Annotated in this window: 22 protein-coding genes, 3 tRNA genes and 1 pseudogene; 14 read left to right on the plus strand and 12 right to left on the minus strand. The window is 32.3% G+C overall.

Going from position 1 to position 23,580, the window contains the following annotated elements:
* Positions 1-13 precede the first annotated feature (13 nt).
* The 7 genes from recN to IR213_RS11030 all read right to left on the minus strand — a co-directional run bounded on the left by recN (position 14) and on the right by IR213_RS11030 (position 6,487).
* Positions 14-1,666, minus strand: coding sequence for a DNA repair protein RecN (recN, locus tag IR213_RS11000; RefSeq protein WP_194312371.1), 1,653 nt, complete (start codon positions 1,664-1,666; stop codon positions 14-16).
* A 51-nt stretch (positions 1,667-1,717) separates the two neighbouring features.
* Complete coding sequence (gene porD, locus IR213_RS11005; RefSeq protein ID WP_194312372.1) at positions 1,718-2,602, minus strand: type IX secretion system protein PorD; 885 nt, start codon at positions 2,600-2,602, stop codon at positions 1,718-1,720.
* Positions 2,599-3,807 (minus strand): bifunctional phosphopantothenoylcysteine decarboxylase/phosphopantothenate--cysteine ligase CoaBC, encoded by a 1,209-nt coding sequence (gene coaBC / locus IR213_RS11010; protein WP_194312373.1) that lies wholly within the window; start codon positions 3,805-3,807, stop codon positions 2,599-2,601. The genes porD and coaBC overlap by 4 nt, the downstream gene beginning before the upstream one ends.
* Positions 3,808-3,816: 9 nt before the next feature.
* Positions 3,817-4,134, minus strand: a complete 318-nt coding sequence (locus IR213_RS11015) for a DNA-directed RNA polymerase subunit omega (protein WP_194312374.1) — start codon at positions 4,132-4,134, stop codon at positions 3,817-3,819.
* 8 nt (positions 4,135-4,142) lie between these two features.
* Positions 4,143-4,937: an outer membrane protein assembly factor BamD gene (locus tag IR213_RS11020; protein WP_194312375.1), complete on the minus strand. Its 795-nt coding sequence runs from the start codon at positions 4,935-4,937 to the stop codon at positions 4,143-4,145.
* Positions 4,938-5,071: 134 nt separating this feature from the next.
* Entirely contained in the window at positions 5,072-5,959 is an 888-nt protein-coding gene (dapA, locus tag IR213_RS11025) for a 4-hydroxy-tetrahydrodipicolinate synthase (protein ID WP_194312376.1), read from the minus strand.
* 9 nt (positions 5,960-5,968) lie between these two features.
* The gene (locus IR213_RS11030; RefSeq protein WP_194312377.1) at positions 5,969-6,487 is read right to left on the minus strand and encodes a DUF6913 domain-containing protein; all 519 of its coding nucleotides are present in this window, start codon (positions 6,485-6,487) and stop codon (positions 5,969-5,971) included.
* 329 nt (positions 6,488-6,816) lie between these two features.
* On the opposite strand from IR213_RS11030, the gene IR213_RS11035 reads away from it, so the two are divergent.
* The 11 genes and pseudogenes from IR213_RS11035 to IR213_RS11085 all read left to right on the plus strand — a co-directional run bounded on the left by IR213_RS11035 (position 6,817) and on the right by IR213_RS11085 (position 14,087).
* On the plus strand, positions 6,817-6,963 hold the full coding sequence (locus IR213_RS11035; RefSeq protein ID WP_194312378.1) for a hypothetical protein: 147 nt from the start codon (positions 6,817-6,819) through the stop codon (positions 6,961-6,963).
* 27 nt (positions 6,964-6,990) lie between these two features.
* The gene (locus IR213_RS11040; protein ID WP_194312379.1) at positions 6,991-7,539 is read left to right on the plus strand and encodes a hypothetical protein; all 549 of its coding nucleotides are present in this window, start codon (positions 6,991-6,993) and stop codon (positions 7,537-7,539) included.
* A 2-nt stretch (positions 7,540-7,541) separates the two neighbouring features.
* Entirely contained in the window at positions 7,542-7,919 is a 378-nt protein-coding gene (locus IR213_RS11045; protein WP_194312380.1) for a hypothetical protein, read from the plus strand.
* A gap of 139 nt (positions 7,920-8,058) precedes the next feature.
* Positions 8,059-8,712 (plus strand): annotated as a pseudogene (locus IR213_RS11050) (IS256 family transposase); the annotation flags it as partial.
* Positions 8,713-9,091: 379 nt separating this feature from the next.
* The gene (locus tag IR213_RS11055; RefSeq protein WP_194312381.1) at positions 9,092-9,478 is read left to right on the plus strand and encodes a DUF6010 family protein; all 387 of its coding nucleotides are present in this window, start codon (positions 9,092-9,094) and stop codon (positions 9,476-9,478) included.
* Between the two features lie 33 nt (positions 9,479-9,511).
* Positions 9,512-10,087, plus strand: coding sequence for a helix-turn-helix domain-containing protein (locus tag IR213_RS11060; protein ID WP_194312382.1), 576 nt, complete (start codon positions 9,512-9,514; stop codon positions 10,085-10,087).
* 811 nt (positions 10,088-10,898) lie between these two features.
* Entirely contained in the window at positions 10,899-11,264 is a 366-nt protein-coding gene (locus IR213_RS11065; protein ID WP_194312383.1) for a helix-turn-helix domain-containing protein, read from the plus strand.
* Between the two features lie 382 nt (positions 11,265-11,646).
* Positions 11,647-12,471, plus strand: coding sequence for an alpha/beta hydrolase (locus IR213_RS11070; protein ID WP_194312384.1), 825 nt, complete (start codon positions 11,647-11,649; stop codon positions 12,469-12,471).
* Between the two features lie 47 nt (positions 12,472-12,518).
* A complete protein-coding gene (locus IR213_RS11075) occupies positions 12,519-13,133 on the plus strand; it encodes a hypothetical protein (protein ID WP_194312385.1) in 615 nt (204 codons plus the stop codon).
* 223 nt (positions 13,134-13,356) lie between these two features.
* A complete protein-coding gene (locus IR213_RS11080; protein WP_194312386.1) occupies positions 13,357-13,758 on the plus strand; it encodes a response regulator in 402 nt (133 codons plus the stop codon).
* Positions 13,759-13,874: 116 nt separating this feature from the next.
* Positions 13,875-14,087 carry a hypothetical protein gene (locus IR213_RS11085; RefSeq protein ID WP_194312387.1) on the plus strand — a complete coding sequence of 71 codons (213 nt, stop codon included), beginning with the start codon at positions 13,875-13,877 and terminating at the stop codon, positions 14,085-14,087.
* Between the two features lie 68 nt (positions 14,088-14,155).
* On the opposite strand, the gene IR213_RS11090 is transcribed toward IR213_RS11085, so the two are convergent.
* From IR213_RS11090 to IR213_RS11100, 3 genes are all read right to left on the minus strand, one after another.
* Positions 14,156-14,229, minus strand: a tRNA-Arg gene (locus tag IR213_RS11090).
* Between the two features lie 44 nt (positions 14,230-14,273).
* Positions 14,274-14,348: transfer RNA gene (locus tag IR213_RS11095), tRNA-Pro, on the minus strand.
* 14 nt (positions 14,349-14,362) lie between these two features.
* A tRNA-Ser gene (locus IR213_RS11100) sits at positions 14,363-14,449 on the minus strand.
* A gap of 304 nt (positions 14,450-14,753) precedes the next feature.
* Here IR213_RS11100 and IR213_RS11105 point away from each other — a divergent pair.
* Together IR213_RS11105 and IR213_RS11110 are read left to right on the plus strand one after the other, a co-directional pair.
* Positions 14,754-15,932: an acetyl-CoA C-acyltransferase gene (locus IR213_RS11105; protein WP_194312388.1), complete on the plus strand. Its 1,179-nt coding sequence runs from the start codon at positions 14,754-14,756 to the stop codon at positions 15,930-15,932.
* Between the two features lie 31 nt (positions 15,933-15,963).
* Positions 15,964-16,725, plus strand: coding sequence for a C40 family peptidase (locus IR213_RS11110; protein ID WP_194312389.1), 762 nt, complete (start codon positions 15,964-15,966; stop codon positions 16,723-16,725).
* A gap of 52 nt (positions 16,726-16,777) precedes the next feature.
* On the opposite strand, the gene IR213_RS11115 is transcribed toward IR213_RS11110, so the two are convergent.
* Together IR213_RS11115 and gyrA are read right to left on the minus strand one after the other, a co-directional pair.
* The gene (locus IR213_RS11115; RefSeq protein WP_194312390.1) at positions 16,778-18,064 is read right to left on the minus strand and encodes a tetratricopeptide repeat protein; all 1,287 of its coding nucleotides are present in this window, start codon (positions 18,062-18,064) and stop codon (positions 16,778-16,780) included.
* 55 nt (positions 18,065-18,119) lie between these two features.
* On the minus strand, positions 18,120-20,768 hold the full coding sequence (gene gyrA / locus IR213_RS11120) for a DNA gyrase subunit A (RefSeq protein WP_194312391.1): 2,649 nt from the start codon (positions 20,766-20,768) through the stop codon (positions 18,120-18,122).
* A gap of 261 nt (positions 20,769-21,029) precedes the next feature.
* Between gyrA and IR213_RS11125 the strand changes: the two genes are divergently transcribed.
* Positions 21,030-23,573 (plus strand): ATP-dependent Clp protease ATP-binding subunit, encoded by a 2,544-nt coding sequence (locus tag IR213_RS11125; protein ID WP_194312392.1) that lies wholly within the window; start codon positions 21,030-21,032, stop codon positions 23,571-23,573.
* Positions 23,574-23,580: the final 7 nt, after the last annotated feature.

The following is a 23,580-nucleotide window of genomic DNA, read 5'->3' on the forward strand; positions in this document are numbered from 1 at the left end:
ATAAGGCATTTCTTTAGTTCAGCAAGGCTTTTGCGTGGTTTAATGCTGAATCAGAAACAAGAGTTCCAGACAACATTTGCGCTATTTCGACAATGCGCTCCTCGCTCGATAATAATTTTAATTCAGATTGTGTATCCTCACCAATAGTAGATTTTGAAACTTTGAAATGCGCTGTTCCTTTTGCCGCTATTTGAGGTAAATGTGTAATAGCAAAAATTTGCATTGTCTGACTCATTTCCTTCATAATTTCACCCATTTTATTGGCAATTTCACCTGAAACTCCGGAGTCAATTTCATCAAAAATCAGCGTTGGCAATTTTGAATATTGTGCCAAAATTGCTTTCACTGTAAGCATAATCCTAGACATTTCACCTCCAGAAGCTACTTTTTTTAATAATCCAAAGTCGGTTCCTTTATTAGCCGAAAATAAAAATTGAAGTTCATCCTTTCCATTTTCGAAATAAGTTGAAGTAGAATTGATGTCAATTTTAAAACGAACATTTGGCATTCCCAAAGTTTCTAAAATTGAAATTAACTTTCCTGATAAAATCGGAATGGAATCTATTCTCTTCTTGTGAATTGCATTTGATAAAGTATCTAATGTTGTTGTTTTCTGTTGAATTGAATTGGTAAAAGCTAAAATTTCAGATTCTAAATTTCCAATTTCTAAAAGAGAGTCATCCAATTTATTTTGAATTTCCAATAACTCGTCAACCGTTGAAACTTGATGTTTTTTTTGCAAACTGTAAATCATTTGCAACTTTTGGCTGATTAAATCCAGCTGTTCCGGATCATTGATGAGTTTCTCTGAACATCGATTTAATTCATCCGAAATATCATCAAATTCAATCGTTAAACTTGAAATTCTTTCTAATAAAGAATGATATTCTGACGAAAAGGAAGCTATTTTTTGCAAGGAAACTTTGATTTCCTTCAAATTGTGTATTACTCCAATTTGCTCTTCATTGGCTATAGCCAAAGACTTATCAAGAGATTCTTTAATAATTTCGACATTATTGAGTTTTTCAAAATCCGCCTCAAGAGATTCTTGTTCGCCAGATTTCAAATTTGCTGCAATTAATTCGTCTAATAAAAATGTATTGTATTCCTGCTCCTTGATAGATTCAGCCTGTTTTTTAAGAAGCGAATTCAATTTGGATTTATCCGATTTATAGCTTTTCAAAAGCACTTGATAATCCAAAATATTGTCTTGATTATTTGCAATTGCGTCAATAATTTCGAATTGAACTTTTTCTTCAGAAAGTTCCTGTGTTTGATGTTGGGAATGAATATCAATCAAGAATAAACTCAGTTCCTGCAATTCCTGAAGATTTACTGGACTGTCATTGATAAAAGCCCTTGATTTTCCTGAAGGAAGAATTTCTCGACGAATGATCGTTTCATTTTCAAAATCTAAATCATTGGCTTCAAAAAAAGAAAGTAAATTATATTTTGAGATGTCAAAATGAGCTTCTATGATGCATTTTTCTTCTTTGTTTTTTAAGGAAGTCAAATCCGCTCTTTTTCCTAAAACCAATCCTAAAGCTCCGAGTATAATTGATTTTCCCGCGCCTGTTTCTCCTGTAATAATCGAAAAACCTTTTGAAAAATCGATAGCCAATTTTTCAATTAAAGCATAGTTTTTTATCGACAGCGAAGTTATCATTTATATAATTTTATGAGAAAAAAAGAAATTGTGTAAAAAACCAGAAACTAATTAATACTTAATCAGTGCCCATTTACTGGAGTTTAAGGGAGAAGTTTTATTCAAACTTTCCACTAAATCTGTGATGGGAATACTTGGTCCACCCGAAAAAATAGAAACTATTTCATCTGATTTGGCATCAAAAAACACTCGTGTCACAAATGCATTTGGTTTTACCGCATTTAGCTTTCCTAAATTAAGCAAGGAATTTTTAATTTTGTCTTTTGCTGATTTCAAATCCTGACTCATTATATCCAATCCTGAGTGATAGGCAAATGAGGTTTGACGAACTTCATTAAGTGCAGGTGCTAATAAATCATTCACTAAATAGTATCTGCTTTGATTTCCATCAGTTTGGCTCCAACCTTTATAACCGCTTTGTTGAGCAACATTAGAAATATTTTGAGCGATTTCAAAGTATGAATTTCCAGCTAATGGCACAAAACTATCAGCGTCCATACCTAAGATGATATAGCTGTAAAAAGAAACTACAGAAACCAAATTTGATTCAAATTCGGCAGGATTAAAAATTAGGCTTTCAAATTCTGTATATCTAAAACTAAAATCTTTATCATTAAAATTTAATACTGGCGATGCATAAGAAGAATTATAGATAAGTCTTGAAGACTGCACCTGAATAGTCGCAGTAAATTGATCAGATTCATTCGATGAAATGGTGATATACATCGAACAATTAATTTTTTCGTTTTGTTTATAGGTTAGTGCTGTCCAATGTGTTTGATTAACAAACTCACTTAATGATGTTTCTAAAGTTTTGAAAACTTGTTGGTTTGCATTATTAAGTTTTTGTGCATTTACCGTTACGGTACAGTTTAACTCTTGAGAATGAGTAAACCCAAATGTGAGTAACAAGAAAAAAGTAATTATTCTGGTCATAAAAAATGTGCTATTACTTTGTTTAAAATATCATCAGCAACTGCTTCTTTCGATTTTAATTCCATAGGTTGTACTTCGAAATTTTTATCTATAAAAGTAATTTTATTAGTTGGTTTTCCAAAACCTGCACCTTTATCCTGTAAAGAATTAAGAACTATCAAATCTAGGTTTTTTTTCTGAATTTTCAACTTTGCATTCTCAATTTCATTTTCAGTTTCTAAAGCAAAGCCGATTAAAAACTGATTTTTCTTAATTTCTCCCAATGAAGCCAAGATATCTTTTGTTTTTTCGAGTTCAATAGTAAAATCATCGGCAGTCTTTTTAATTTTTTGAAGCGCAATAATCTTTGGCTTATAATCTGCAACTGCTGCTGCTGCAATTGCCACATCAACATCAGCAAAATATTGATGGCAAGCATCATACATTTCCTGTGCCGAAACAACACGAATTACTTTTACTAAATTATTCTCGATTTTTAAATGGGAAGGTCCAGAAACTAAAATTACCGAAGCTCCTAGATTTGCTGCACTTTGTGCAATATCAAAACCCATTTTTCCGGAAGAATGATTTCCTATAAAACGCACAGGATCTATTGCTTCGTATGTAGGACCAGCAGTAATTAGTATTTTTTTTCCTTTAAGAGGCAATCTACTTTCTAAGTCGGCTTCCAAGAATGCAACAATATTTTCCGGTTCAGACATTCTTCCTTCTCCTGATAGACCACTTGCTAATTCTCCACTTTCGGCAGGAATCATTGTATTGCCAAACTGTTCTAATTTCTTAAAACTAGCAATTGTAGATGGATGAATATACATATCCAAATCCATTGCAGGAGCAAAATAAACGGGGCATTTTGCTGATAAATAAGTAGCTAATAAAAGATTGTCACAAGTTCCATTTGCCATTTTTGACAATGTATTTGCGGTTGCGGGAGCAATAACCATCAAATCTGCCCAAAGACCTAATTCTACATGGTTATTCCATTTTTCATTATCTTCATCTTGGTCGTAAAAACTAGAATAAACTGGATTTTTAGATAAAGTCGATAACGTAAGTGGCGTTATAAAATCCTTAGAAGCAGGTGTCATTATCACTTGGACATGCGCACCTGCTTTTATGAAAAGTCTAACTAAAGTAGCTGTTTTATAAGCTGCAATTCCACCAGAAATTCCCAGTAAAATTTTTTTTCCGCTTAAAACTGACATTTATAGATATTATTTGGTTCCTTCTCTGTGGTAGATTTTGCCATCTAACCATTCTTGAACTGCCAAAGCGTGTGGTTTAGGCAATTTTTCGTAAAACTTTGAAACCTCTATTTGCTCCTTGTTTTCAAAAACTTCTTCAAGACTGTCATTGTAAGTAGCAAATTCTTCTAGTTTTTCGGTCAATTCTTTTTTGATTTCAGAATTGATTTGATTTGCTCTTTTAGCCATAATTGTTATAGCTTCATACACATTTCCTGTAGGTTCTTCAATAATATTTTTATTGTAAGTTATTGTGTTTACCGGAGCATTCGTCTTTCTTAAATCCATGACTTTATTTATTTAGTGAAATTTTTTAAATCTGTTTCAATCGTTGCAAACATTTGGTCTGCAATCTTTTTATATTTTGTATCCGGTTTAAATTTAATTAAACTGTTATAGGCTGTTTTAGCTACATTTAATCGTTCTGCCATTTTTGAAGGGATACTATTTATTCCCAATTGATAAGCTGAATCATATTTATAAAAAAGAGCATCCTCTTTATATGGTGTTCCAGGATAATCAGCGATAAAGTTATCAAGAGCTACCATAGCTGATTTATAATCTAAAATAGTGTTGTATTGCTTTGCATTTTCATATACTTTTTTTTCTATTTTTTCATTTAAAACTCTTAGTGTCTTATTGGCTTCCGGCAAATAGGTCGAATTTGGATACAAATCTATAAAACCCTGTAACTTGTCAATTGCTTTAAAAGTATCTGTTTGGTCTAAACTATATAAAGGCGAAAGCATCGAAAAACATTTAGCACCTAAATAAGCTGATTCTTCTGCCTTTTCGCTTTTTGGATAACCCGAAACAAAACTTTCAAATTGGTATGCTGCTAAATAATATTGTTTTGTTTTATAATAAGATTGAGAAAACATATAAAACAATTTCTCAGCTTGAGGTTTTCCTCTATATGCAGGAGCAATTTGCTCAATAAGTCTAATGGCGTCATTATATTTTCCGGCATCGTATAACTTAGTGGCCGTTTCAAACTTTACAGCAACATCTTCGGTTTTTAATGCTTTTTGATATTCACTGCAAGAACCAAAAATGACAACAAGAAGCAATAGAGATAATAATTTTTTCATTTTTTTTATTTACTTTTTTTATGATTTAGAGGAAAGTCAAACTTTCAAATACCACACCCAAGTTTAGCTGGCAAATTTAGGTATTAATTTAGCCACTACAAAATATATTTTTTTATTAAAAAAGAAAGATTTTTTTAAGTCAGTTTATTTATTTTTTTGACAAATTGATCAATTCGATTGGCAAGTGATTCATCAACTTTTACTAATGGCAAACGAACTGTATTATCCGCTATTCCCAATGAATCAAACACTTGTTTAATTCCTGCGGGATTTCCTTGTTCAAAAATCATATCAATACAATCAGAAAAAAGGTATTGTAATTTAAAGGCGTCATCAACTTTTCTATTTAATCCTAAACGCATCATTTCGGAAAATTCTTTTGGAAAACCCTGAGCAATTACAGATATAACGCCAGAACCTCCGGCTAAAACCATTGGCAAAGCAATCATATCATCGCCAGAAAGCACAAGGAAATCTTTGGGTTTATTTTTAAGCAATTGCATAGCTTGAATAATATCACCGGCTGCTTCTTTGATGGCTACAATATTTTTGAAATCATTTGCTAATTTCATTACTGTTGAAGGTAACACATTGCTTCCTGTTCTACTGGGAACATTATACAAAATTACAGGAATTGGAGAAGCTTCGGCAACTGCTTTAAAATGTTGATAGATTCCTTCTTGAGTTGGCTTATTATAATAGGGAGAAATAGAAAGTATTGCTACAAATTGCGACAAATCTCTATTTTTAAGTTCCTCGACAACTTCCATCGTATTGTTTCCTCCTACTCCAAGTACCATTGGCAATCTTCCATTGTTAGTTTCGACGATGGTCTTAATCACAAATTCTTTTTCATCCTGCGACATAGTAGCATTTTCGGCTGTTGTGCCAAGTACTACAAGGTATTCAACTCCCCCATCTATAGAGAAATTTACTATTCTTATTAATGCTTCGGTATCAATTGAAAAATCTTTTCTAAAAGGAGTTGCAAGGGCAACACCTGTTCCTATTAATGATTGCATAATTTGTTTTTATATTTTATTTAATATTTTTAAATACCTAAATAATTCGTGAACAAAAACGGTATAATTTTCGGCATTGGTATTAATCATCAAATGGTTTAATCTCTTATCTACTGATGAAAATCCAACTTTAAACTTAGCTTTAGAACTGTGGGTAATTTTTATTAAAAATGATTTCTCAACATCATAATAACTTATTAATAAATCGAATTGTTCATTTATGAAATCATTAACCGCCGGATTAGTGATTTGCGTATTCCAATTTATATGTTTTGTTCCAAATGTCTGTTTAAAATACGGTTCGTTTTTTTTCCATTTATCTCTGTAAACAATAACTTTTATATTGCTTTCTAGAATTCCATTTGCAATTAATTCATTTATTAGAGTTTCTTTTTCAAAAAAATAACTTTCATCTACAAGCAAACCAATTGTTTGAACAGAAACATTTGATGTACTTGCTTTGACATTATGTAAATTATTTTTTAAAATTTTTAATAAAAAATAATTCTTTATATAATTTAAAAACATACCACTTTTTACCTGATTACAAAATTAATTAAATTTAGTCGCATTACAGATGGTAAATCTAAAAAAGTATAATGGTGTTTCGAAACTTTTTGTTATATTCTTAACACTTATTTTATTATTATTTAGAAAAATAAAAAAACGGGCTAATTACCAATTAACTCGTTTTTCAAATCTTCTTTTTTATTAAACCTTATTATAATTTTTATTTTACTGTTTAAACAAGGAGAAATTAAAGTTCATACGGTAATCAATGCCGATGAAAAAGTACCAAGTTTAGCCTGGTTTAGTCCAGCAACAACACACGACCATAACTTTCTAAAAAAGTTAAAATGCTTAATGAACCAGAAGCTATTTATAGCGAAGAAAAAAATATTATTGAAAATCTAAAATCAGAAATAAAATTAAAGGATAAAATAATCCAGCTTCAAGAAGAAAAAATTGAATTAATTTTAAAATCAGAAAAGAAAGATTCTTAAAAAAGTATTACCTTTAAATAAAAAATTATGAAAAAAATTGTACTCTTTTTATTGATTGGATTTTCAAGTTTTGCGCAAATAAAACTTCCAGAAACTAATTTCTTTTTAGAAAATGGTAAAGTATATTGGCAACACGTTTATGAAGTACAAGGAAAAAATACTGAAGATTTAATTAAGTATTTTCAAAAAGAAGTAATGACCAGTATGAAACAAGATAATTTTCAAATTATCGATAATACTATAAGTTTTACCATAAATGATGATCAAATAAATTATAAAAAATATGGTGGAACCTCAATGGGTGTAGTTATGTTTGTTAGAGATTATTATAAATACTTAGTAGTTATTGATTTTAAAGATGAAAAATATAGAGTTACCGTAAAAGAAATTTTCATTGATAATAAATTATATAACGCTGGTCAATCATCAGGCTTTCTTGAAGAATATATTACGAAGAAAAAAAATACTTTATTTTCTACAAATAATTTAGTTACTGTAGGAATGGGATATAATGACAAATATTTTTTAGAAAAATTTCTAATAAATACAACAGAATCTATTAAAAAAGACTGGTAATTATGAAAAAAATTGTACTATTATTATTGATTGGATTTTCAAGTTTTGCACAAAAAGCTGTTTATAATAAAACTAATATAGAAGGTAAATTTAAGGAATATCAAACTAAATCAGGTAATATTATAAAATTAGGAGATACTATTACAATTAGCCTTCCAAGAGGCGAAAATTTTACTTTTATAACTCAAGGAAATGTTTCTGTAGCTGCTTTTATGTCAAATAAAAAAGTTATAATTTCAAAAATAAGAAGTGTTGGGACTAGTAAAAGAGGTTTTAAAACTTATCTGCTTTTTGGAGGATATGGTTTTTCAGGATATATTGATTATGAATCTGCATTAGAAACTGGCGAAATAAAAGATCCGTTTACTTCATACAAATAAAGCTACTTACAATCTCAAAAAGCGCATTATCCCTGATTTCTTCGGGATATTTATCTTTGTAATAATTATCGACATCATCTCGTTCGTGGCCCATAAGCTCACGAATTCCTTTGAAAAACAATAAAATAACAATGAGTAAAACTCAAAAATAATCAATAAAACCATCTATTTAGCCGTAGGACTCAACAGAGAAGGAAAGAAATAAGTTCTCGGAATGTGACTAGCAAAGAATGAAAGTACCAGTTTTTGGCTTGGAGTTCTAACCGATTTAAAAGCCAGAAGTGTTGAAGATATACTAATTACTGCTACTGACAACCTAAATGGTTTTACCCAAACCATAAAAATGTATTCCCCGAATCACGAACCCAAATCTGTGTCGTACAACAAATCAGGAACTCGGCTAGGTATGTGGTTTGGAAAGATAAAAAGGAATTTTCGGCAGATATGAAGCTTATATACAACGCTCCAACTAAAGAAGCGGCAAAAGCATCATTAGAAGACTTTTCTAAAAAATGGAATCATAAATATCCATACGCTATAAAATTCTGGGAAGAAAATTGGGAAGAACTTACCGTGTTTTTTTTGACTTCCCAGTGGAAATCAGAAAAATAATTTACACCACAAATTTAATCGAAAATCTCAATGGAAAAATTAGAAAATATAACAAAAAAAACTATCATTGCTTCGCCAGTTCGCTATCGCTCTTGCCCCAACGGATGAAGCTATTTTAAGATCTGTATATTTGGCTTTAAAAGAAGCAACCAAAAAATGGTCGATGCCAATCCAAAATTAGGGATTAATCCTCAACCAGTTCTTAACCATTTTTTGAAAAAAGGGTTCAACTTTAATTGAAAAGTCAAACCCCTATATTTTCTAACTTACACGCTTTTTAGGATAGCGTCACGTTAACTTATAAAATAATTTATGCAAAATATTATTTTAAAATTGAGGCGTTTGCGAATTTAATTTTATACATTTAGGAATCTAAAAACTAATGACCTTGTTGCATTAAGGACTTATTCGGAATAATTTCAACAATAAGCTACATACATACAACCATTGGTATAGGCGGAATCTGTATCTACTATTTATTGTTAGATTAAAAATAAAAATATTTTTTTGGCCCCTTCTAAAATAATTAAGGCTAACCCATTGAAACTAAAATAAAATTTATGACACAAATTATTATAGGAATATCAACAGCTCTTTTACAAATCTTAATTTTTGAATATTTTAAACAATTTGACAAAAAAATTATTTACGGTCTAACACTTGCTGTAATTGGTTTTTTGTATGTTGGGTTTACATGGACAAATATTCAAGCCTTACTAATAGCAGCTATTCAAGCCATTGCTTTTTTAATGATTTCATACTACGGAATTACTAAAAGCACTTATATATTAGCTATTGGATATTTTATGCACGGCTTCTGGGACATTGCATATAACCTATGGCAGGATGCCAGTTTAATTCCCCCACATTATGACTGGTTTTGTCTTTCGGTTGACTTTACAGTTGGAATTTATCTCCTTATTCTAAAGCAGAAAACCAAAGTATAAATTTTCATGTAATCCTAAAAAAATCTTTACACTATGAAACCAACAACAGTACTAATAAAAAACATGGTTTGTCACCGATGTGTAATGGCGGTTGAAAATATTTTACAAACCGAATCGATACCCTTTCATAAAGTCATTTTTGGAGAAATACATTTGTGTGATGAATTATCCAATGATCAAAAATCACGTTTGTTGTATCATCTAGATAAAATAGGTTTTGAAATGATTGACAATCAAACAAGCGGACTTATTGAAAAAATTAAGCAACTGGTAATTAAAAGAGCTCGAAATGAAATGGATAGCGAAACAAATAAAATTAAACTTTCTATATACATTTCAGATATTGTTCATCATGAGTATACCTATTTAAGCAGTTTATTTTCATCCGTCGAAGGGAGAACTATTGAAAACTATTTTATTGAACAACGCATCGAAAAAGCAAAAGAACTTCTAATATATGATCAACTTACTTTGTCCCAAATTGCCTTTGAACTTGAATATAGTAGTGTTGCACATCTTTCTACTCAATTTAAAAAAATTACGGGACTAACACCAACCTATTTTAAAGAAATTGGTGCTGGGAAACGAAAAGCTTTGGACACAGTCTAAACCCAAAATTATGCAACCCAATCCCAAAGTAATATAATATTGAAGTTGGATTACCAATATATCTTTGCATCATTAAATAACTTAAAAAAATAATTATGAAATTATCAGTGTTAATGAGCCAAAGTGCTACAGAATCAAAAAATGGAAAATGTGCTAACCCTAACTGTACTTGCGTAGATTGCAATTGCGGTTCAAATTGTACCTGTGCTTCTTGTAAATAGAAGCCTGTTCCAAAAAAATTCAACAAAGCCATTCCAATAAAGAATGGCTTTTTTTATTATCAGTTTTTGAATATACATTGGCTATGTTTTCTGGGCAAAATAGATACCCAAAATTATGCAACCCAATCCCAAAGTAATATAATATTGAAGTTGGATTACCAATATATCTTTGCATCATTAAATAACTTAAAATTAAATAATTATGAAATTATCAGTGTTAATGAGCCAAAGTGCTACAGAATCAAAAAATGGAAAATGTGCTAACCCTAACTGTACTTGCGTAGATTGCAATTGCGGTTCAAATTGTACCTGTGCCTCTTGCAAATAAATTAGGTTGCTTTATTTTGATTCGAGTAAGCCGTCCAGTTAAAGGACGGCTTACTTATTATAATCTGGAAACCATATCTCGTTTTCTTGATTTTTTTAATACTTTTATAATAATTTATTTTGATTTATTTTAGGAAAACATACTTGTTGCCAATTCCTTAGATTAATCATTTCCCATTTTTTTGTCATATAAAGACGTACTATTGTCCTTTGTCAACTTATGAAGCTAACTAATTTTACAACATAATATTAAATTGTATTTTATGAGAAAAATAGCTTTTATTATCCCACCCTCGGTAAAAATCTTGGATCTTGCTGGCCCTTTACAAGTATTCACGGAAGTAAAATTTTATGATTTTGAGTTAGAACTTGAATTTTATTCCTATACAGAGGAAACTGTGTGCAATTCTGGACTTGTCTTTGGGAAAATAGCACATTATTCAGAAGCTAATTTAAAGGAGGGAGATTATATTTTATGGCGGGTGGTAAAACAACAAAATGTTATTACAAATTGGACTAATAAATGGGAGACTCGAAGAATCACTTTTAGTGCTACTTATGACTTTAGAAGTGGTAAAAAGAAATCTGTAAAAGCAACAGATCTTCAAGACGAGAAAAACAGATTGTAATCTTCTAATTTATAATAAAAAAATTAGAACATCATTTAGTGCATTTTTAATAAGTCCAATTCATACTGACAATTTACAACCAGTCAAAAAATTGGTAACGTTTAAAAAAAATTGCAGAAACAAAATAACAGTTCTCGCTGCCTTCTGGCAAACTAAATATAAATCTTTTAAAAACCCATCAACATTTCGATAAAAAGGATGTTGATGGGCTTTTTTTATATAAAAAAACAAATCAGAAGTTATGAATTCCTTAAGTGATTGTATTTTCTGCCCTGCGTTTCAGATATATACCCAAAATACTGTAAAGCATTCCCAAAATAGTATAACGACCACTATTCTTTCCTCCAATACTTTTGCCCTGTAAAAAATAAACAAAATGAAAATGAAAAATAATACAAAATTGATTAAAAAATTTTATACCACTGCTAGCGCTATAATCCTGGTATTTATGTTGGGTTCATGTACAAAAGAAGAATTTAATCCCGCTTCAATGGAAGAATTCTCTTTATATTCTCTCGCTGATGGAACATCTTACTTCATAAAAGTGGCCATACCTGAAAATTACAATCCAATAAACGAAAAATATGCAACAATCTATGCTTTGGATGGAGAAGAAAATTTTGATTTCGTAGCCAATAAGTGCAAAGAAATTTCAAATAAACTTGCTGTTTCAAATGTTTTGGTGGTAAGCATTGGGTATGGTAAAGATCGCAGCATCGATTATACTCCAACAAAAGTCAGTTCAAAAACTGGTGGAGGCCCACAATTTTTAAACTTTATTGAAACACAGCTTATCCCTAAAATGGAACAGGATTATAGTGCAAACACGACAAGGAAAAGCCGTGTGATTTTAGGCCATTCTTATGGAGGATTATTTGGAGCTTATGCTTTTAGCGTCAAGAATGAAATATTTGGCAACTATATCCTACTCAGCCCTTCCCTATGGTTTGACAACCTTGTTACCTTTCAAATGGAAAAGGGCAATCGCGAAAATAATAAGAGCAGAAAACAATTAGTTTTTATGGGAATTGGCGAGGGAGAAAACAGTGGTCGGATGCAAGCGCCATTCGAGGCATTTTATCAAACCCTTCGTGATAATTATCCTGATATCAAATTAGATAAAAACAGAGTGAAAAATCTGGATCATTTGGGTTCAAAAAATCCAAACATCGTAAAAGGTCTAAATTACTATTTTCAAAACAGGTAATTCTATTACATTTTAAATTTATTAAAAACCATATAAATACATTAGACATGAAACTTAAAAAAATAACATTCCTCTTTCTTTCTTTTATGGCTTATACCAATAGTTTTGCCCAAAATAATACTTCTAAAATAGCAGAAAAAAAATCTACAGTTCGGCAATTAACAATTGAGCCTGGCATTGGTATCCATACTAATTTTGGAACAGACCTAATCCTCTCCAATCAAATCCAGTGGAATCCTAATAGATATCTTAGCCTTGCTTCTTACACCTCCTTTAATATAAATAATCCATTTCAGCGAGATTTTAATGGTATAAAAACAAACTACGACTATTCAATAAATCAAAAAATAGGTATTGGAACTACTTTTTACGCAAAAAAAAGCTCTCATACTTTCCTGCTTATGGCTGGTGTCAAGTATTCTAGTTTTAAGGAAACAATTGATGACCCAAATTTCAACAAAGTAAGTGCTTCTATTAATTCTTTTAGTCCGGATTATGGATTGATGTATAGTCTAAAGAAAGGACTGGGCAAGTATTTTTTTACCTATCGAATGTATGTTCCTCTATATCCATGGCCTATAAAAGGTTCCGATAGCAACTATTTAGACGGCAATTTAAATAATATAACCCTAGAGGTTGGAATTGGAATAAATATTAAATAAAATCAAGCCTGGTTTAGTTGTTGGATTCTCCTTGTCTTTCACCATTCGCCTGTTTAATTGTTTGTAGACTAATTCGTTCGCTGATTCCATCAAGGGTTATTACTGCAGTTTATTTGAAAACTGGCACAAAAAATTTATAAACTAGATTTTACCACTACATGGCCATTATATAATGCCTCTTCAATGGTAAAGTTGGTAGTTCAAAAACTGTCAAAACAAATTAATGAAAAAAAATATCAAAACATTTATTGTTGAGGATGATAGAATAGCTGCTTCAATAATAAAAAAAATATTGAAATCAAATAAAAGTATAAACCAGTTTGAATTTTTTACAAACGGATTACTTGCTCTTGAAAAACCAAAAACACTTGATGGCATAAATGAAAAACTTCCCGATTTTATCGTGTTGGATTTCAATATGCCACTTATGAATGGATTAGAATTCCTTCAGAATATCAAATATATAAAAGTCATCAATCAAATTCCTATATTTATGAACTCCGCGTCAAATAAACTTGATGAATATAAAAATTGCTTAAATTATGAAAATGTCAAAGGGTATTTTTCAAAACCTTTTTCTAAACAAACATTAAATAGCATTTTGGAGTATGTTGAAAGCAATTAAAAACCTGATTTATTTAAAACGGTTGAAAAAAATTTCAATATATAATAGTTTTCAAAAAAATAATATATACTGAATTACAGAAAAAAATAATAATGCAAATAAGATCAAAACAACAAATGAAAAAATCAACAATAGAAGAAATTAAAGAACGATTTGATATTGAGGTTGAACGATTTTCAAACATAGAAACCGAACAACTTCCTACAATTAACGCCAAAATCTCATTGGAAATTATCACTGAAGCTTCTAAAAAAATTACTCCTTATGCTGAAAACCTTTTAGACATTGGTTGTGGGGGAGGAATTTTTTCCCAAATATTATGCAAATGATATTTTTCTAAAGAAAACAAAATGCCCTAAAACAAAAATAACCCACTGATTTACAGTGAGTTATTAAGTGAACGCAGAAGGATTCGAACCTTCGACCGCCTGCTTAGAAGGCAGGTGCTCTATCCAGCTGAGCTATGCGTCCATTAATCAATAAGTTAACTAATTAAAAGAAAACTTAATAATTAGTCGGGGTGGCAGGATTCGAACCTGCGGCCTCCTGCTCCCAAAGCAGGCGCGATAACCGAGCTACGCTACACCCCGAAATGCAAAAAAAGCGGAGAGTAAGGGATTCGAACCCTTGGTACAGTTTCCCATACGCATGTTTAGCAAACATGTCCTTTCGGCCACTCAGGCAACTCTCCAATATAAGAACTTATATTCCTTTTAAGCGGTTGCAAATGTAGCTTTCTATTCTATATTTTACAAATAATTACCCCCTTTTTTTAAATGTTTTTTTATTGCCAAATTAAATACATTAACAATCAAATGTATAGCGATTTAAAAACCTTAGTTTATCCGTTTTCCTAATGATTGTTACTAAAAAACAATCAAAATAAATAATAATTCAAAATTCACGAACTCAAAGACATAATATTATTAAAATTGTAATTTGGTATTTACTCAAAATGATTAAATTCGCAACTTAAACAAAGATACAAACAGATTATGATCAAAAAAGTCGTTATCGTTTCCGCTGTCAGAACACCAATCGGAAGTTTTATGGGAGGATTATCTACCGTTGCTGCTCCAAGATTAGGAGCAGTTGCCATAAAAGGAGCTTTAGACCGAATTAAACTAGATGTAAATTTAGTCGATGAAGTTTTTATGGGCAATGTCGTTCAGGCTGGCCTAGGTCAGGCTCCTGCCAGACAAGCAGCTATTTATGCGGGTTTACCAAATTCTGTAGCTTGTACTACGGTTAATAAAGTTTGTGCTTCTGGAATGAAATCAGTGATGTTGGGCGCACAAGCAATCCAATGCGGTGATGCCGAAATTGTAGTTGCCGGCGGAATGGAAAATATGAGTCTGATACCGCATTACATGCATCTAAGAAACGGCTATAAATTTGGCCCTGCCACCATGGTTGACGGAATGCAAAAAGATGGTCTTACAGATGCATACGACAATAATGCTATGGGCGTTTGTGCCGACTTATGTGCAGCCGAATATAATTTAACCCGTGAAGATCAGGATAACTTCGCAATTCAATCTTATGAGCGTTCTGCGAAAGCTTGGGAAGCCGGAAAATTTGATAATGAAATAGTTCCCGTAGCGGTTCCTCAAAGAAAAGGAGATCCTATAATAGTGTCTAAAGACGAAGAATTTACGAATGTGAAATTAGACCGAATCCCTTCATTGAATGCTGTTTTTACAAAAGACGGAACGGTAACTGCTGCAAATGCTTCTACAATAAATGATGGTGCTGCCGCTGTGGTATTAATGAGTGAAGAAAAAGCATTATCTATGGGGTTAAAACCTTTGGCATACATACGAAGTTATGCCGATGCGGCCCAAGAACCAAAATGGTTCACCACAAGTCCTGCAAAAGCAATTCCAAAAGCGTTGGCTAAAGCCGGATTGACAATAAAAGACGTAGATTATTTCGAATTTAATGAAGCCTTTGCTGTAGTAGGTTTAGCCAATGCAAAAATTCTAGGCTTAGATAACAATAAAATAAATGTGAATGGTGGAGCCGTATCTTTAGGTCATCCGCTAGGATGTTCAGGTGTTAGAATTATAGTTACATTGCTGAACGTTTTAGAACAAAACAACGCTAAAATAGGCGCAGCAGCAATCTGTAATGGCGGTGGAGGAGCATCGTCAATTGTTATCGAAAGAATTTAAATCTATCATTCAAAATTTAAAATAGCACTAAATGTTCGGAATTTGTAATCTAGCCATAATCCCACTTCGAATTGAACCCAGTGATAGAAGCGAAATCGTTTCCCAAGTTTTATTTGGAGAACATTTTGAAATCCTGGAACAATTCAAACAATGGGCTAAAATAAAATTGCAATTCGACGATTATGAAGGTTGGGTAGATTCAAAACAGTACCAAATAATTTCCGAATCAGAATTTAATCAACTATCAGAAAATGCAATAGTATTAAATGCAGATTTACTGGAATACATGACAGGGCCGAATAATTTATTACTACCAATTCCGCTAGGTTCTTCTTTATCTTTCCTGAATCATAGCGACATTAATACTTCAAATTTTAATTTTGAGGGAACAAAAATTAGTGGCTTAAAACCAAAGAATGGCATACTGAGTACTGCATTTATGTATTTGAACGCCCCTTATCTTTGGGGAGGGAAAACTCCATTTGGAGTTGATTGCTCGGGTTTTACTCAAATGGTTTATAAACTCAATGGATATAAATTACTGCGGGATGCTTCACAACAGTCAAAACAAGGAGAAGCATTGAGTTTTATTGAAGAAAGCGAGCCCGGTGATTTGGCTTTTTTCGATAATGACGAAGGAAACATTATTCATGTAGGCATTATTATGGAAGACAATTACATTATTCACGCCAGCGGAAAAGTGAGAATTGACAGATTGGATCATCTTGGAATTTATAATGCCGAAGCCAATAAACACACACACAAACTTCGAGTTATTAAAAAAATTATATAAAAAAAATCCCGCCTATAGTAGACGGGATTTAATATTTATTCTGTATTTCCTTTTATTTCCCTTCTTGTTCTTTTATTTTTTCTTTCAAAGCATTTTTCTCTGGAGCCATTTCTAACGCACCATAAACATTTAAAAGTGTTTTTGCAACGTCAATATTTTTCGGATCTATTTCAACTGCTTTTTTAAGAAATGGAATAGTGCTTTTGAATAAGTTTAGTCTCTTAGTTTTTAACTCTTCATAACGTTTCATATCCTTTGCAGAGGTTCCTAATTTATTCATTTCGTCAATAATTACTTTCTCATCTTCAAGCATTAAAGCAGCTAAGTTGATATAAGCATTGACATAATTAGGATCAATTTCCATTACTCGTTTATAATATTTTGTAGCTTCTTCAGGATTTTTTGCATTAGCGCTAATTACACCTAAATTAAAAACTAAATCAGCATCGTTTGGATTTTTTTCTAAAGCCTCAGATACCAATTTTTTATAGGTTTCGAAATCTTTAGTTTCTAGATATAAATTGGCCTCAGTCAAAATTAATGAAACATCTTCTGGATTTGCTTTTCTGGCATCTGTAACAGCTTTTTTAGCTTCTTCCGTTTTTCCATCCTGAACTAAGATCAAAGTAATGTTTTTGTAGATTTCACCTCTTTTTGAAGGAATAGGCTCAGTTTTAGGCTTCTCATGTGTTCCAATTTTTACAGCGAAATCTCTTTCTTTAGCAGTGTTAAACACATCTTCCTGAGCAGTTAATTTATTCATTGCTAAATAACTGACACCTTTACCGGAATAATTAAGTGCTTTCAGCTCGTAATATAATTTAAGAGCAGTTGCATAATCTTTACCATTTACAAAAGTAGAAGCTGCATAATACAAATTGATAGTGTCTTTTTTATCTAATAAATAGGCATCATATAACTTTTGAGCTCCTTCTAAATGTTTGTCTGCTTTAGTATCAGCAACAGCACTATTCAATAATTTATATTTAATATCCAGAATTGAAGTAGTGGCCTGAGAAGAATATTTATCTTTTCCGGAAGCTTTTTCAACGGCTAATAAATCTTGATAAGCTTTGGCAGCCAAAGAAAGATTTTTACCCTCATCAACTTTTTTATTGGCTAATTCTAAATAAGCATTTCCTTTCACAAAGAAATACTGGGCTTTTTCAGAGTCTGGAGCCGTTGCTGATGCAGCTTCCGCTCCTTGCAAAATAGTTACCGCTTCCTGCGCATTTCCAGCTTTTAAAGATTTTTCAGCTGCTTTAATTTGATCTTTTTGAGCAAAAGTAGCTACTGATATCAATAATGCTGACGCTAGTATTACATATTTACTTTTCATAATATTCTTTTTTTTTGTTTTAAATATATTCTTGTTATCTGTATTCTCTAATTTATTATGCTTCATCTTCTGAATCGTCCTCATCCACTTCTTCTTCTGAATCGTCAATTTCTTCCTCGTCATCATCCTCATCATCAGTTGTATCTTCATCTTCAAGAACTTCAAGAACTGGTTTTACTCTTTCGATTGTTTCCGCTTCTATGATATTTCCCTCTTCATCAACAACAACTTCAACAACATCGTCTTTCATAACTTTTGTCACCGCTGCGATAGAATCATTTCCTTTTAGATTAATCAATTTAACACCTTGAGTAGCACGCCCCATAACTCTCAAATCTTCAACAGCCATTCTGATGGTTAATCCGGATTTGTTGATAATCATCAAATCGTCTGCGTCTGTTACATTACTAATCGAAATTAGTTTTCCAGTTTTTTCGGTGATATTCAAAGTTTTTACCCCTTTTCCACCACGATTCGTTATTCTATAAACATCTTCGCCATCTTCGTCAACTAATTTGGTTCGTTTTCCGTATCCATTTTCAGTAACTACTAAAATCTGGGTATCGTTGATATTATCTTTATCTACAGTAACCATACCAATTACTTCATCAACATCATCTTTTAAAGTAATTCCACGAACACCTGAAGCAGTTCTTCCCATCGGACGCGTTTTAGTTTCTTCAAAACGAACTAGTTTTCCGGATTTAACAGCCAATATAATTTGACTTTCACCATTAGTTAATTTGGCTTCCAATAATTCATCGCCTTCCTTAATCGTAATTGCAGCAACACCATTGACACGAGGTTTAGAATATTTCTCCAAAGATGTTTTCTTAACCTGACCTTTTTTAGTTACCATAATAAGGTTGTGACTATTGATGTATTCCTTATCTTTTAAATCTTGGGTACAGATAAAAGCTTTAACTTTATCATCACTCTCGATATTAATAAGGTTTTGCAAAGCTCTACCTTTGGCGGTTTTGCTTCCTTCAGGAATTTCATAAACACGCATCCAGAAACATTTTCCTTTTTGGGTAAAAAACATCATATATTGATGATTGGTAGCCACAAACATATTTTCAAGAAAATCCTGATCTCTTGTTCCGGCGCTTTTTTGTCCAACTCCACCTCTATTTTGAGTTTTGTATTCTGATAAATTAGTACGTTTGATGTAACCGGCGTGCGAAATAGTGATAACCACATTTTCATCGGCAATTAAATCTTCGATACTTACATCACCACCTGAATATTCAATTAAGGAACGACGTTCATCACCATATTTATCACGAATTTCTATAAGTTCTTCTTTAATAAGAGCAATTCTTAAATTAATATCTTCCAATAAAGCTCTTAAGTGCTCTATTAATTTCATTATTTCTTCGTATTCTGCTCTTAATTTATCTTGCTCTAATCCGGTCAATTGACGCAAACGCATTTCTACAATGGCACGAGACTGAATGTCAGACAAATTGAATCTTTCGATTAATTTTTCTCTTGCTTCTTCCGTATTTTTCGAAGCTTTGATTAAAGCAATTACTTCATCAATATTATCTGAAGCGATAATTAATCCTTCAAGAATATGCGCTCTTTCTTCTGCCTTACGCAATTCAAATCTGGTTCTGCGAACAACTACATCGTGACGGTGTTCTACAAAATAGTGAATCATATCTTTCAGATTCAACATTTGTGGACGACCTTTTACCAATGCAATATTATTTACAGAAAAGGATGATTGCAATTGAGTATACTTGTAAAGGGTATTCAAAACCACGTTTGGCGTAGCATCACGTTTCAAGATATAAACGATGCGCATACCATTTCTATCTGATTCATCACGGATATTGGCAATTCCTTCTATTTTTTTCTCATTAACCAAATCAGCAGTACGCTTAATCATATCGGCCTTGTTGACTTGATATGGGATTTCGGTAACGATGATACATTCTCTGCCATCTACTTCTTCAAAACCAACTTTAGCACGTATCACAACACGTCCTCTACCTGTTTTAAATGCTTCGCGAACACCTTCGTAACCATATATAGTTCCACCAGTTGGAAAATCCGGTGCTTTAATATGAGTCATCAATTCATCAATTTCAATTTCGTTATTATCAATAAAAGCTAATGTTCCGTTGATAACTTCAGTAAGATTGTGAGGAGGCATATTAGTTGCCATACCAACAGCAATTCCAGTTGCTCCATTAATCAATAAAGTAGGAACTCTGGTTGGCATTACTTTTGGTTCATATAAAGTATCGTCAAAATTCAGTTGAAAGTCAACGGTTTCTTTTTCGATATCAGCCATTATTTCTTCCGAAATTTTACGCATTCTTGCTTCAGTATAACGCATTGCAGCCGGACTATCTCCATCAACAGAACCAAAGTTACCCTGACCGTCAACTAATAAATAGCGCAAACTCCATTCTTGAGCCATACGAACCATGGCATCATAAACTGAAGTATCTCCATGCGGGTGATACTTTCCTAAAACTTCTCCAACAATTCTAGCAGATTTTTTATGGGCGGATTTTGAAGTTACTCCTAGATCATACATTCCGTAAAGTACTCTTCGATGTACTGGTTTCAAGCCATCTCTAACATCAGGAAGAGCTCGTGATACAATTACTGACATCGAATAATCGATGTAAGCTGACTTCATTTCATCTTCAATGTTAATGGGAATTAACTTTTCTCCTTCAGACATAAGTTGTAATATTTAATAAATTTATTTTAGTTTCAAAACGTGCTAATATACGTCATTATGATTTTTTTAAACAAACTATTCATTACTTATTTCAATGATTTATTAACAAAATAAACTTGTTTTTTAGTTAATAAATTAAGTAAGTTTTAACGTTTATTTGTTGATTTTTTTGTCAATTAGCTGACATAACCTCTTAAGAGGTATGATTTTTGTTTTTCAAACACTAATTCACTAAATTTACATTAGCAATACAATAATAATATGGATGATAATTTTTCACCAAGAGTAAAAGATGTAATAACTTACAGCAAAGAAGAAGCCTTACGTTTGGGACACGATTTCATTGGCACAGAGCACCTTATGCTTGGTATTTTAAGAGACGGTAATGGGAAGGCTATTAACATTTTAAATAATTTATCGGTAGATTTAGATCTTTTACGCAGGAAAGTAGAGATTCTAAGTCCAGCAAGTCCCAATATGGATACCAACATTGAAAAGAAAAATCTACACCTTACAAGACAAGCAGAGCGTGCATTGAAAACTACTTTTCTTGAAGCAAAAGTATTTCACAGCACATCAATCAGTACAGCACATCTATTATTGTGCATCTTAAGAAATGAGAATGATCCAACAACCAAGCTATTGAATAAACTAAATATTGATTATGATATAGCCAAAGAACAATATCTAAATATGACACCATCCGAAGAAAATTTTATGGAAAACTTGCCAAAAAACGATGCCTACAATGAGGATTCAGGACAAGATGACAGTCTAAAAGAAGGCACTTTTAACAATCCGGCCAATAAATCCAACAAAAAATCCAAAACACCTGTTTTGGATAATTTTGGGAGAGATTTAACAGAAATGGCCGAAGAAGGAAAATTAGACCCTGTTGTGGGACGTGAAAAAGAAATAGAACGGGTTTCTCAAATTTTAAGCCGACGCAAAAAGAACAATCCACTTCTTATAGGAGAGCCTGGTGTGGGAAAATCTGCCATCGCCGAAGGTTTAGCGTTGCGCATTATTCAAAAGAAAGTCTCCAGAATACTATTCAATAAACGAGTCGTAACACTTGATTTAGCAAGTCTTGTTGCAGGCACAAAATACCGTGGTCAGTTTGAGGAAAGAATGAAAGCTGTGATGAACGAATTAGAAAAAAATGACGATATCATTCTTTTCATTGATGAAATTCATACAATCGTTGGTGCTGGCGGTGCTACTGGTTCACTTGACGCTTCAAATATGTTTAAACCCGCTTTGTCAAGAGGTGAAATTCAATGTATTGGTGCCACAACATTGGACGAATACCGTCAATATATAGAAAAAGACGGCGCTCTCGAAAGACGTTTTCAAAAGGTAATTATCGAACCAACTTCGGTTGATGAAACTATTATGATCCTGAACAATATTAAAGACAAATATGAAGAGCATCACAATGTAACTTATACTCCGGAAGCTATTGAAGCTTGCGTAAAGTTGACCAATAGATACATGTCTGAACGTTTTTTACCGGATAAAGCTATCGATGCTTTGGACGAAGCTGGATCTAGAGTTCACATCACAAACATTGATGTTCCGGAACAAATTTTAGAATTGGAAAAACAATTAGAAGATGTTCGTGAATTGAAAAATGCAGTTGTCAAAAAACAAAAATATGAAGAAGCGGCAAAACTTCGAGATGATGAAAAACGCATTGAAAAAGATTTGGCAATAGCCCAAGAAAAATGGGATGAAGATTCAAAAAATAACAGAATTGAAGTTACCGAAGACAATGTTGCCGATGTGGTATCAATGATGACAGGAATTCCCGTAAATCGTATTGCCCAAACAGAAAGTAATAAACTCGCTATATTACCTGAACTTATAGAAAATAAAGTGATTGGGCAGAAAGAAGCCATACTTAAAATTTCTCGTGCCATTCAAAGAAATCGTGCCGGATTGAAAGATCCTAATCGACCTATTGGTTCCTTCATTTTCTTGGGACAAACCGGTGTCGGTAAAACCCAATTGGCCAAAGTTTTAGCCAAAGAATTATTCGATTCTGAAGATGCATTGATACGAATCGATATGAGTGAATATATGGAAAAATTCGCTATTTCAAGATTAGTTGGAGCCCCTCCGGGATATGTGGGTTATGAAGAAGGCGGACAACTAACAGAGAAAGTACGTCGTAAACCATACTGTGTGGTACTTTTAGACGAAATCGAAAAAGCGCATCCTGATGTTTTCCATTTATTGCTTCAGGTCTTGGATGATGGTTATTTAACCGATAGTTTAGGGCGAAAAATCGATTTCAAGAATACAATTATCATAATGACATCGAATGTAGGTGCTCGACAATTGAAAGATTTTGGACAAGGAGTTGGTTTTGGAACTGCTGCTAAAGTAGCCCAAGCCGACGATAATTCAAAAAGCATTATCGAAAATGCCTTGAAGAAAACATTTGCACCTGAATTCCTGAATAGAATTGATGATGTGATTGTCTTCAATACCTTAGAAAAACACGATATTGATTTAATTATCGAAATCGAATTGAAAAAATTATACGTGCGAATAAAAGAATTGGGCTATCAATTAACTCTTTCAGATAAAGCGAAAGCGTTTATTGCTGAAAAAGGTTTTGACAGACAGTTTGGTGCAAGACCTCTAAAAAGAGCCATTCAAAAATATGTTGAAGATGCATTAGCCGAAGAAATTATCACTTCGAAAATTGCTTCCGGTGACGAAATTTTTATGGATCTCGACGACACTTCGCAAGAACTTATCGTTAAAGTGAACAAAGCAGAAAAACCTACTAATTAGTAGGTTT

The sequence above is a fragment of the Flavobacterium soyangense genome, assembly GCF_015277675.1.
GTDB lineage: Bacteria > Bacteroidota > Bacteroidia > Flavobacteriales > Flavobacteriaceae > Flavobacterium > Flavobacterium soyangense.

Bases quoted from the DNA above. Each gene is read 5' to 3' on its own strand.
- recN (WP_194312371.1), bottom strand. From the start codon at position 1,666: ATGATAACTTCGCTGTCGATAAAAAACTATGCTTTAATTGAAAAATTG.
- porD (WP_194312372.1), bottom strand. From the start codon at position 2,602: ATGACCAGAATAATTACTTTTTTCTTGTTACTCACATTTGGGTTTACT.
- coaBC (WP_194312373.1), bottom strand. From the start codon at position 3,807: ATGTCAGTTTTAAGCGGAAAAAAAATTTTACTGGGAATTTCTGGTGGA.
- IR213_RS11015 (WP_194312374.1), bottom strand. From the start codon at position 4,134: ATGGATTTAAGAAAGACGAATGCTCCGGTAAACACAATAACTTACAAT.
- IR213_RS11020 (WP_194312375.1), bottom strand. From the start codon at position 4,937: ATGAAAAAATTATTATCTCTATTGCTTCTTGTTGTCATTTTTGGTTCT.
- dapA (WP_194312376.1), bottom strand. From the start codon at position 5,959: ATGCAATCATTAATAGGAACAGGTGTTGCCCTTGCAACTCCTTTTAGA.
- IR213_RS11030 (WP_194312377.1), bottom strand. From the start codon at position 6,487: ATGTTTTTAAATTATATAAAGAATTATTTTTTATTAAAAATTTTAAAA.
- IR213_RS11035 (WP_194312378.1), top strand. From the start codon at position 6,817: ATGCTTAATGAACCAGAAGCTATTTATAGCGAAGAAAAAAATATTATT.
- IR213_RS11040 (WP_194312379.1), top strand. From the start codon at position 6,991: ATGAAAAAAATTGTACTCTTTTTATTGATTGGATTTTCAAGTTTTGCG.
- IR213_RS11045 (WP_194312380.1), top strand. From the start codon at position 7,542: ATGAAAAAAATTGTACTATTATTATTGATTGGATTTTCAAGTTTTGCA.
- IR213_RS11055 (WP_194312381.1), top strand. From the start codon at position 9,092: ATGACACAAATTATTATAGGAATATCAACAGCTCTTTTACAAATCTTA.
- IR213_RS11060 (WP_194312382.1), top strand. From the start codon at position 9,512: ATGAAACCAACAACAGTACTAATAAAAAACATGGTTTGTCACCGATGT.
- IR213_RS11065 (WP_194312383.1), top strand. From the start codon at position 10,899: ATGAGAAAAATAGCTTTTATTATCCCACCCTCGGTAAAAATCTTGGAT.
- IR213_RS11070 (WP_194312384.1), top strand. From the start codon at position 11,647: ATGAAAAATAATACAAAATTGATTAAAAAATTTTATACCACTGCTAGC.
- IR213_RS11075 (WP_194312385.1), top strand. From the start codon at position 12,519: ATGAAACTTAAAAAAATAACATTCCTCTTTCTTTCTTTTATGGCTTAT.
- IR213_RS11080 (WP_194312386.1), top strand. From the start codon at position 13,357: ATGAAAAAAAATATCAAAACATTTATTGTTGAGGATGATAGAATAGCT.
- IR213_RS11085 (WP_194312387.1), top strand. From the start codon at position 13,875: ATGAAAAAATCAACAATAGAAGAAATTAAAGAACGATTTGATATTGAG.
- IR213_RS11105 (WP_194312388.1), top strand. From the start codon at position 14,754: ATGATCAAAAAAGTCGTTATCGTTTCCGCTGTCAGAACACCAATCGGA.
- IR213_RS11110 (WP_194312389.1), top strand. From the start codon at position 15,964: ATGTTCGGAATTTGTAATCTAGCCATAATCCCACTTCGAATTGAACCC.
- IR213_RS11115 (WP_194312390.1), bottom strand. From the start codon at position 18,064: ATGAAAAGTAAATATGTAATACTAGCGTCAGCATTATTGATATCAGTA.
- gyrA (WP_194312391.1), bottom strand. From the start codon at position 20,768: ATGTCTGAAGGAGAAAAGTTAATTCCCATTAACATTGAAGATGAAATG.
- IR213_RS11125 (WP_194312392.1), top strand. From the start codon at position 21,030: ATGGATGATAATTTTTCACCAAGAGTAAAAGATGTAATAACTTACAGC.